This window comes from Ruegeria sp. H7 (assembly GCF_056532945.1).
This window is the reverse complement of the sequence record NZ_JBQFNZ010000001.1, coordinates 383,615-394,589: the sequence shown is the minus strand read 5'-3', so window position 1 is coordinate 394,589 and position 10,975 is coordinate 383,615. Positions and strand designations below refer to the sequence as shown.

The 10,975-nt window shown below is 64.3% G+C and carries 2 protein-coding genes; both read right to left on the bottom strand.

Annotation, left to right across the window (positions count from 1 at the left end; all coding sequences use genetic code 11):
* Position 1: 1 nt before the first annotated feature.
* Entirely contained in the window at positions 2-9,772 is a 9,771-nt protein-coding gene (locus tag ACR0AC_RS01850; protein WP_480871730.1) for a DUF6603 domain-containing protein, read from the bottom strand.
* Positions 9,769-10,914, bottom strand: coding sequence for a hypothetical protein (locus tag ACR0AC_RS01845; RefSeq protein ID WP_480871729.1), 1,146 nt, complete (start codon positions 10,912-10,914; stop codon positions 9,769-9,771). Before ACR0AC_RS01845 ends, ACR0AC_RS01850 begins: the two co-directional genes overlap by 4 nt.
* Positions 10,915-10,975 lie beyond the last annotated feature (61 nt).

Genomic DNA, 10,975 nt, shown 5'->3' with positions numbered 1-10,975 from the left:
GCTAGAACTCCTGGTATTCGTCCTGCCGCGGCGTGACATCCGCCGGGGGACTCCATTTGAACGTCAGCCGTGCGCCCTTGCCGCGCAGCAGACCGACCGAGAGCGATACGCTTTCGTTCAGCAAGCGGGTGACAAGGCGGTCCGGTTGAAGCTGTGCCGCGATGACCCCATCCAGACGACCGGGGACCAGCCCGGCGACCCGAACCGCAAAGCCCGCGTCGTCCCGCGGTTTCAGCGCGTACACGACCAGGGTTTTGCCATCGAACGGGGCGAGGATGGGCTTGTCGTCCAGCACCTCGGCCCCGCGCACGGAAACTGCGAGGGATTCCAGATCTTCTGCGACCACTTCACCTTCCAGCAACAGGGCGACAGATGTGGCGGGCCAGTCAAAGCGGGTTTCGACAAGGGCAGACTGATCGGTCAGGTGCGATGCCCGGAACCAGCCGGTGCCACCAGCCCGTCCGCCGCGCACGCGGCTTGCGCCTTCGGCATAGAGGAAGCCGCCCCGGCACAGGGCCAGCGACCGCCCGAAATAGGCAACCGACTCGGATTCGGTCCACCCGGCGAATTCCGGAGTAGCGGCCCCGTCGTCACCGGACACGACGGCATAGGCGGCTGTTCCCTTGGGCAGTTTGACCCGCCGCGCGTCACCGGCGCTGTCCGACAGGACGCGCCCGTCCAGACCGATGGCGACAATACGGGCAGGACCGTTCAGCGCGACCACACCGCTTGTTTCAAACCGGGGCGAGCGGGCAGCGCCCGGCAGATCGAAAACAGCGATTTCTCCGGGGGCCAGCCCTGTGGGTTTGACGTTGTCCGTCTGCGCGCCCCGTGGCGGTTTCGCGCCAGCCATAAGCGCGGTGGCCGCCAGCCGGTCTCGGGTTGGGCCAGAGGCACGCGTCGCGCTTGAGGACGCCTGAACGCCAGCCGCCAATGTCAGCGGAACGCGCTGTTCGGCGACAACCGTACGTCCGACCTGCGCATCGGCCGACGCGGCCCGCAACAGCAGGGCAGGTGCCCGATCCTGACGTGCGGCTAGAACCTCATCCAGCACAGGCGGGCGGACACGTTTCGCACGGCGCGCCCGGTCGGCCGGAACGCGGGTGACACGCGCGGCCAGTGCGCCACCAGCCTCGCCCAGTAACACGTTGGGCAGCGCCAACTGCCCGCGCAGCCGGGGCGTGCCAAAGCGGATGGGGCGGCGTTCGGGCGGCGTCCGCAGCACTTCGCGTTTGGCACCGGGGGCCGCGTCACTAACGATGCGTTCGGTCAGCAGACCAACCCGCATCGGTGTCCGGCGGCTGCGGTCAAAGGCACGGGCACCGGTTGCGCCGACGCGAAGGCGTTGATCCTGCTGAAATTCTGCCGAGAGTTGCGCCATCTGAAGGTCGTTGATTGAATTCAGCAACGTGCGATGTTCGGTGGCCAGTATCGCCACCGCGATGAAGAACTGCCCCACATCGCGCAATGGCAGAGGTTTGCGCAGATCGGATTCGACCTGATTGAACGCCACACCGCCGGTTGAGGCGTCCGGGCGGCGGTTGAAGAATTCGGGCACAAAACGCAGGTCCACCCCTTCGGTCGCGCCGATCACCTTGCCTTTTGGCACTTTCTTATCGTCCAGCCCCTGCGGCGGTCCCCAGACGCCGACCGGGAATGCGCCGGTGTTGCGGGTGGTCATCTTGATCTTGTCCAGATCATCCAGCCGCTCGTCATTCGGGCGGTCGAGGCGGCGCAGTTGCAGCGACAAAGTGATTTCGGAAACGATCAGGTTGACCGGGGCCACCCCCAGCGTGGACGTGGGATCACGCTCGATCGGAGCGCGCCCCGGCCGGATGATCCGGGTCAGCGGAATGGTACTGGTCAGCGATAGCTCGAACTCGCTCATGACGTCGAACGGATTGGCCTCGGACCCGTCGGCAGTGCCGGGCGGTTCGCCGTCATTGCTGGCGGGCGGCAGTGCACCGCGCCCGGCGATGCCGGACAGTGCCTCGGCCAGATTGCCATTTGCCAGTTCCAGATACTTGGCCGAGAAATCCACCCACGAGATGTACTGGATCGGCGGATCGCCCTGTTTGCCGAATTTGACCGTGACGTCGATGGGCCCGATCTTGATCCGTGCCTTGCCATGGAACTCCGGCCCGGCGACCTGAATTTCAGCGCTGAGTGTAAAGGACAGTTTGATCGTTCCGAACCACGTCTTGATCCGGATGCCTGCCGAAATCCGTGCATAGGCGTCAGCCTCATAGCGGAAGGGATCGAAGTAGACGATGGCGTTGCCGCCCCAGCCCAGAGACGCGAACACCGGCCCGAACTTGGCCGACGCTTCGAACAGCCCACCGCCCATGATCGCCTCGGAGGTCAGAGCAAAGTAGTTCTCGGCCTTGATGACGATGTTCGAGGAAACCGACCAGTTATACCCAAGCCGAGGAACAACCGGATAGCCTTCGGCGTCAAAATTCGGGTGATACCCGCCCAGCGTCAGGACAAATTGCCCCCGGTTCGGCCCCTTGAACCAGCTGACATAGGCAAAGCCGCCGGTCAGGCGCGCGCTGGGGTGCAGCAGCCAGGAATTGTCGGTCAGCTGCGCCTGAATCCAGATCACACCCTCTTCGGTCGAGAACCGCGCCAGCAGGCCGAGCTCGATGGAAACAAGCGCGAATTGCGGTCTGGGAAGGGCCATCCGGGCCAGGCCAAAGATCGACAACTCGAACCCGTTACCGAATTCGACGGCCACAACGGCGATCCCGTCGACCAGCGCAAATGAGGTAAAGCTGATCCCCGCAGCGAACCAGAACTTGCCGCGAATGGCGGGGAAGGTGTTGCGCACTTCCTCAAGGTAGGCAATGACGTCCGTGGGCAAGTCTGCCGCAGGGTCAAGTGCTTGAATCAGAACGAAGTCTCCGAAATCGCCCAGATCCGTAGGTGGCACCAGATCGCGGTTGATGCCAAAGCCGCCGCCAATCCCGGTCAGGAAGAAGGCCGGGGCCCCGCCGATTGGACCAAGGAAAGACCCGACCGCGAAGAAGGCGGTATACCGCCCCTGATCGTCCGAGGTGGAGGCGTAGCCGCCATAGATCGACAGGCCGTAAACCGCGAACCGTGCAGCGATCATGCCGACATATTCGATATCCGGCGTTTCACCGAATTTGCGCAATCCACCGGCAAGGCTGATCCCGGACAGATCGGCTGAGATACCCAGCCCGGCCAGATCGACGCCCCAGGATGCGCTGTCCAGCAGGCCACCCCGATCCGTTCTGTAAATCAGTTCCAGATCATCAACACTGGCCGCCAGCCCCGCAATCGTGACCGAACCATCGAACAGCAGCGAAATGGATTGCAGTCCCTCGGTCTCATCCGATTGTGCGCCCAGACCGATCTGATCGACATAAAGCGGGCCAAATCCTTTGCGGATCGGCAGCCACCACGGCCCCGATCCTTCTCCTGCGCGGAACCCGAACCGGAAACCGCCGCCGGACAAGGTTTGGACCGACAGAGCCGGGCTGAACGCAGGGGCAAGGGCGGCGTCGCCGTCATTGGTTTCGCTCAGCAGGCCCGAGGCCACCGCATTGTCGCCGGACCCGCCGCCGACGGCCGCCCCAACTTCGGCAAGTTCGACCTGAGCACCGCCCAGAACCTCGCCAGTCTCGACGCGTGCAAAGGCGTGTATCGCAATTGATCCCAGCGCGATGGGGGATTTCACAAGCGGAGCGTTGCTGCGCCCGATCCTGATCCCGATCCCGTTTACGGCCAGCGTCGGGGCGAAATCCAGCCCGCCACTTGTGCTGAGCAATCCGATCTGAAGGCCGGGATCCACATCCCCGTTGATCCATCGGCTGTCATTCTCCAGCCAGATCGCAATGTCCCCGCCGACGATCTCGAACCTGTTGGCGATGGCCAGCGACAGGCCGATGGAGTTTCCGACGCGGGCGATGCCGATATCCACCTCGCCACCGACGCGCACGCTGGGCCCGGCATCGGCGATGTTTTCAACAAGGGTCAGCAGCCGGTCCAGCTTGGTCAGCAGAAGCGCCTCGATGTCTTCGCCGTCACCAGGCAGAACGCGGAAGAAGTCCGCGTCCAACGCACCGCCGGGCGTCAGGATAACACCGCCCAAAATGCCGCGCACATCGCTTGATCCGACTGGCAGATCGAGCAGTGCGTCAACCTCTTCAAGGCCAAGCACAAAGACGCCGACAAGTTCCACCGCTAGATGCATCAGCGCGGCGGCGATTTCGGCTGGGGTGTCCGCGCCAACGCCCAGTCGGAACTGCTGTGTCTGGAAGTCGTAGGTCAGACGCAGCACCTGATTTGCAGCCGGATCGAAGGACAGGCCCGTGCTGATCTCGGGGGTTGCGACGCTACTGCCGACGTCCATTTCGACAATCGGGCGCAGGGCAAATCCATCGGCGACCGGTATCTCGGCGGGGCCTATGGTGGTATTCAGACGGGCCAGACCGCCAGTATCGACGCGGACAAGCACGTCGATGTCTTCTACGAAAGGAATGGCCGTCAGGTCGGCGGCAAACTCGACCGCCAAAGGTGCCGTGAACAGTTCCACCGATACCGATGAACCGGGTGTGCCTGCATTGGCGACGGTCACGCGCAGCCCGCTTGCCGTGCCAGCAACCGAAACCCCGGTTGGCAGAACCGGACCCAGTTGTGCCAACCCGCTGGACAAAAGCGTCGGCCATCGGGCGGCCAGACTGCCTTGCGGATCAGCGGCCCAGTCAGCCAGCTCACCCGCATCAAAGCTGCCCGCGACGCGCAGCGCGAGGGCGTCGCCAATATCGGCCACCACATCCCCGACATCGGTGCCGGTATCCACAATGGCGTCCAGCGCCTGCGGCAATGCCGCGACCAGGGCCGTTGTCAACAGGCTGGTCAGGTCGGGCGGGCCGGGATAAATTTCGATGTCGGCACCGGTATCGGGACGCAGCAACAAGCGCACGATGTCGCCGGATACCGACAGGTGGACCGCGCGTGTACCGGGGGTTCCGCCCGGCAAACCGGCAAAGAACGAAACCTCTGGCCGCGTCTGCCCGCCTGAGGTTGGAAAGCGCAGACCAAAGGCTCCGCCAAAGGCAATGTCGCCGTCGGGAAGGAAGGCGCTGGGATCGATCTGGAATTCCAGCACCAGGCCGCCGGCGTCTCGTGCAACCAGATCGACGCCCTGCGACAGCGTCCAGATGCCGGATCCGCCGCCCACGCCAATCAATGGCCGCAGCGCATCCATGACGGCAATTACCCGCGCCGCGCGTACGCCACCACCCGGGCCGCCCAGCACATCCGCCTGGCTAAGCCAAACGCCGGGATTGGTGAACAGGATCGGAGGCACCCGAACCGGCTCTGTGTTCAGGCCAAAGGCTGTAAGCCCTGCATCGACAATGGGCGTCACGGCAGGATCGAAACTGCGTAAGCCTTCCAACAGCCGGGAAAGCGCAAGCGCGGACAGGATCGGAGGCACAGCCCGCAGATGGGACACGAAATTTGGATCGGGCCACAGCGGCATAGACGCGGGAATGTCAGGTAGCCCATCGGGCAGGGTGATCTGCGCCGTGAAGGGCGCGAAGCCCACCTGTAGGCCAAGGCCATCGGGAACCCCAAACTCCAGCGCGCCTGACAAAAGGCCGGACGCGCCAAGGCTGGCCTCAAGCGACCACTGACCAAAGATCAGGTCATCGGCGCTGCCGCTGAGCGAGACGTTTAGCCGGTTCTGAACGCTGTCGAATGAAATTCCGCTGCCGGTGCCTGCCACGAAGGACTGTACCAACGCCAACAGGTCCGCGCCAAGGCTGGGGTCGCCCAACGCGACCTGAAGCTGCGCGGTTGGGTCGTCGATCCAATGCGACAGGGACAGCGGATCAAAGGCATCGTCTGCGCCAAGAATGCCGGTCGCTCGTAGCAGGTCGAGCAGTTCGGCCATGCCTGCCGCAGGTGTGATCGAGGCTTCGGCAACGATTTCAGCCAGCAACTCGCGTATGCCGGGGGCTGTCGGGGCCGCGCTGGCGAGGCCCGGATCGCTGAGGCTGTCAGGGGTGATCGCCAGCCGGGCATGGCTTTCGCCCAGTATCCGCACACCGTGGAAGATAAGTTCTATGCCATCCGTTTCTGGCTCGGATGTGCCGCCTGTACCGACGCAGGCCGATACTTCGATGGACCGAAGGGCAAGGGGGGCAACCGCATCGTCGCTGTCCGGACCGCCGATCAACCACCCGTTTCCTCGGGTGATCCGGCCCGAAACCACAACCTTGCTGGCAGGACGGGCGGTGATTTGCGGTACCGAGAGGCCATCGCGGTCAAGACCGGTCGATAACAGCTCGGCCATGGCCCGGCCTTCGAAGCCAATGGTGCCGTTTGCCGGGGCTTCACCGACGGGCAGATAGACGCCAAGCCCTGCCGCCTCGATACGTTTGGCGCTGGATCGTGCGGCACGGCCCACGGCGTAGGCGCTGAGCCCGGCCGCCGTAACGGCCGTCATCGCGCGCTGGATCACATCGCGCTGGATCACGCCATGCAAAAGATGGATTTCAAGGCCCGCACGCACCGCGCCGGTCCAACCGGCGGGCGGCGCAAGTTCGGACAGGGGGCGGCCATTGCGCCGTTGACCGATTAACTGCCTGCCCAGTGCCAGATCAGGATCGTCAGGCTCTGCCGGATCGATGGGGGGCAACAGCTCGTCCAATCGGCTCAGCGCCTCGGACGCTTCGGACGAAAGGGGATCGATACTCGCCCCCGCAAGACCGGCAATCAGCAATCGGTCCGGCCCAGCCGCCATACCATTCAGCGCAAGCCACGCCGCGTGACCCGCCGCCCGGTCCGCCAAGACGGCGGCATCGGCAATATTCGATGCCGGTGCCAGAGCATGTGCAAGACGCGCGGCTTGCCCGGCTGCCCCGCCTTCCGGGGTGTCCGGGCGCGGAGCCAGCAAAATCGTCCAGGTGCCGCTGGCATCCGCCGGAACCTGCGGAAAGGCCGTTGGTTCGCGGTCGCTGATGCGCAGATCGATGCGCCGAGCAGCCGTTGTATCCGCAGGCGGCGGGGCATTCTCGGACAGCGTTCTGACGACGAAGAGAACGGGCGGTGCGGCACCCAGATAAGGCTCGGCATCGGCAAGCGAGATCAGGCTGTCCGCATCCGCGTTTTCAATGATGTGCAGAACCGTCCCGTTGGGGGCGCTGGCCGGGGGCCGCACCATGCCATCACTTAGGGTACATTCGGTCGTCAGGGCGTCCAGCCCGACCTGAAACTCTGCGGTGCCCAACCCGTTCAGCGCGGCGGGCAATTCACTTTGCAAGGCCAAAGCCAGCGCGCCTGCCTCAAGCCCTGTGTTACCCGGACGCCATCTGCGCAGGGGCAGGGAATCAAACCGATCCGGCGCAGGTTCCGAGCGTTCGGGCATCCGCCACGCGGCCAGACCTGGGCCGTTTTCAATACCGGGCAGCTCGATGCGCCAGGGATCCCCAAGCGTACCGGATCCGGACACGCGCCCGCTGGGTGTTTCCAGTGTGGCGGCGAAAACCTCCAATCTGGGGGCGATGCGTGAAACCGGGTCGGACAGCAGCTTGCCCAGCCAGCCCCGCAGCGCGTCAGCGGGTTCCGAGACAAGGGCGGCAAGCTGCAGGCGGTTGGGATCGGGTTCGCCGAACACCCGCCGCTCGCGCCGCCAGCCGAGGCAGTCGATAATGGCCAGCAGGAAGGCGTTTCCGCTGCGCTCTGCCAGCAGGCCGAGCAGCCGTTCGATGCCATCCCATTGCTCGGGCGTGATCAGATCGACGTCGATGTCGCTGGTCAGATCGGGCAGGTCCAGCGGGATTTCGATCCCTTCGATTGAAATCGTGGGGTTGGGTGCGTCAAACCTGAACGAAAGCCCCGGCTGAGCGGCCCATGATGCCACAAAGCCAAGGTGATCGACCTCAGCCGACAGCCCGCCAGCCCCGGTTTGCATCCGGCCACCACCGCGCGGACGCCCGGTTGCGGCAATGTCTACAGACGGCACAAAGGCCGTCGCGCCCGAGGACAGGTTGATCGACACCAAAGCCAGACGCCCGCGCATCTCGAGCACGGTGCAGCGATCCCCCAGATCGTCCACTCGCGTCAGCCAGCCCAGACCAAGCGCCAGCGCACCGGTGTCTGTCCGCCAGATCGCCACATGGATGCCGGGCCGGATCGACAGCCGCCATGGATCGACCTCGGTGCCCGTGCCGGTGACGTCGGCCGCTCCGGTCAACAGCGTCCGCAGGCTTTGCAGCACCGCTGTGACGTCGCTTGTGTGGTCTTCCAGGATTGTCAGCCAATGGTCGCGCAGGCGGGCGATTGGATCGCCGAGGAAGGTGATCGGATCCAGCGTCGGGAACCCGGCCCCTGCGCCGGTGGGGGCCCGCCAGCCCAATGCAACGCCGATGAGTTCCGCGCCGGGGCCGAGATTGGACAACAGCTCGGTCAGGATGTCGGTCACGGCCTGTGCTGCCGCCGCCGCCAAAGCATCCGGGTTGGTCAGATCCAAGCGGGGGTGCGTGGTTTGGGAAATCACGGCGTTTTCGACCGCAACCACAACATCGGGACGCCGGTCTTCGTTCAGCGTCAGGCCAAGGATCAGGCGTTCAATCGATACGTCGGGCATGGCCAGACCCGACAGATCGAAGCGCAGCGATGCTTCAAGCGCAGGTACAGCAATTGCATCTGCAGTGCCCAGATCCAATTGCAGGATATCGGCGGTAAAACGCGCCTCGGCGGTGCCGCTGGTCAAGCCGAAGCCCAGAGAAACAGTGACCTTGTGCCGCGCCGTGGCACCGGGCTCGGCGATGAAGCCGATGCGAACGGTTCCGCCGCCCAGCGGCAGGTCGATGCCGGTTTGGTCCGCCGCGGCCCCGGACCCCAGAATATCGGCCAATGCCTCAAGCCAGCGGGCGCGCGATGGTGCATTGCCCAGGACGTCAGCGATCCAGTCCGCGACGGCGTCCAGACCCCGGTCCAGCAAGTCCGAGGCGGGAAAGGCCGGGATCTCGGGCGCGCCGCCAAGGCCCAGTGCCGTTGCAAGGGCGCGAACCTCGTCCCCGCCGCCGCCTCGCAGTTGCGCTTCGAGAAGCGACAGGATCAGTTCTGTGGCCGTATCCTGCAACGCGTCGGGATCGGTAAGCGACAGAACCAGATCCCGCGGGGCCTGTTCGCCGGGCAATTGCAGACCGCCCAGGGACAGGGCCACATCCGGCGCGCCATCACCCGCCGCTGTTGGCAAGGCGATCCGAACGCCAACTCGTGCCAGCCCGGCCTCGCCCGGTTGTGGTGGCGGCCCGACAGTAATCTCGGACGACAGCGCAATATGGCCGCCTTCCTGACCGGCCAGAAACGCGTCGGCAGGGGCAGGGCCGTTGGTTTTGGCCGCGCGAAACAGCGGGAACATCAGCGATGACGTGCTGTCCGCCAGCGCGCCGCTTGTGATCATGCGGATGCCCAGAAACAGGTTGACCTGACCCGCTGGCTGGTCATCGAAGACCACGAAAAACGCTACATCCAAACCGGCTTGAACCTGTTCCGAGAACAGTTCGATCCATTGCCGCCCATCTGCGTCCGTCTCAATCTCGCCTTCGCGAACCGTCGCGACAAAGTCCAGCAGCGCGGCGCGCTGGTCATCATCGGCAAGGATGCTGGCCAGATAATCCTCGGGCCCCGTGATCCAATCGGCGTTGAACTCACCTTCGGCGTTCGACAGACCCAACGCCTGAAGCAGAGAGGACAGTTCGCCAAAATCACCGGGTGAGAACGCGTTCACGGCTTGTCCCTCCGATAACGGAATGCGGCTTGCGATTGCACGACCAAGGCACCATCCCGAACTGCCAAACCTTGCGCGATAAGCCGGTCATTAAAGACGTCTCGACCCGACGCGCCCGCGATGTTGTCAGCGACCTCCAGCAGGGCCTTGTAGGCAAAAGCGATCAACGCCTCGCCCCAGATTTCGGCGATCAGGGGATCGCCCAAAGGGCGGTCGGGGGCCGCCGCAATCAACCCCGTCACGCGCTTTTCGCTGCCCACGGCGAAGGGCACGACCATCTTGGCGCTGCCCGCATCGGTTTCGACAGGCACCGTGACCCGCACAATGCCATCGTCCAATTCGGTTTCGACGTTGTCGGGGTAGACCAACAACTCATTTGTGCCGTCATCCCAGATCACAGGCTCCGCAGCCGTATCGGGGTCAGGTTCAGATGTCGGATCGGCAAAGTTTTGTGCCGCAGCCAGCCGAACCAGATTTCCCAGCGCAGGCGCGGCCAGTGGCAGCGTGGCTCCGGGGCGGCCGACCTTTAATGGCCGATTTGGCAGCAGGTTGGGCGAGGTGTCGCGGATATTGGCCAGCGCGCCGTCAATTACGGAACTTAGTCCCTGCCCACGGGTTTCTGGCCGGTAAAGCTCGGCCTCGACGAACTTGTCCAGAACGCCGACATCGATCTTCAGGTCTCCGGTGGGAATATCAACCTTTCCGCCGCCGGGTGGACGGATATCGTCTATGTCGAGGATGAAATCGCCGATGGTACGGCCATCCCCCAGATCGATCTGGGCGATCTGATCGGTCGCATTCCTCAGGCGATCACGGTCCAGATCGGACAGCACGGTATCCCCCAGTGCGCGCCCGATGGCCCGTTGCAAGCGCGCTGACTGAACGGCGCTTACATCGCTTTGCTTTTCTTCATCGGTGTCATTGTCCACATCATCACGCGACAGGATCAGATCGCCCAGATTTCGACCGCCCAGTTCCACGCGTTCCAGATCTTGCAGCGCGTTGGTGACACGTTTGCGGATCTGGTCGGGAACCGACCGTTCGGTGACAAGCCGTTCGATACGGCGGCGCAGCCCGCCCGAGCGGCCATTGTCATTGTCGTCGTCGAACGGGTCCCTGCCGGACCCCCTTGGCGGTCTCATGGGCGTACCTTCATGGCGCACCGATCACGCGCGTGAGAGCGATGCACCGCAATTGAGTTCG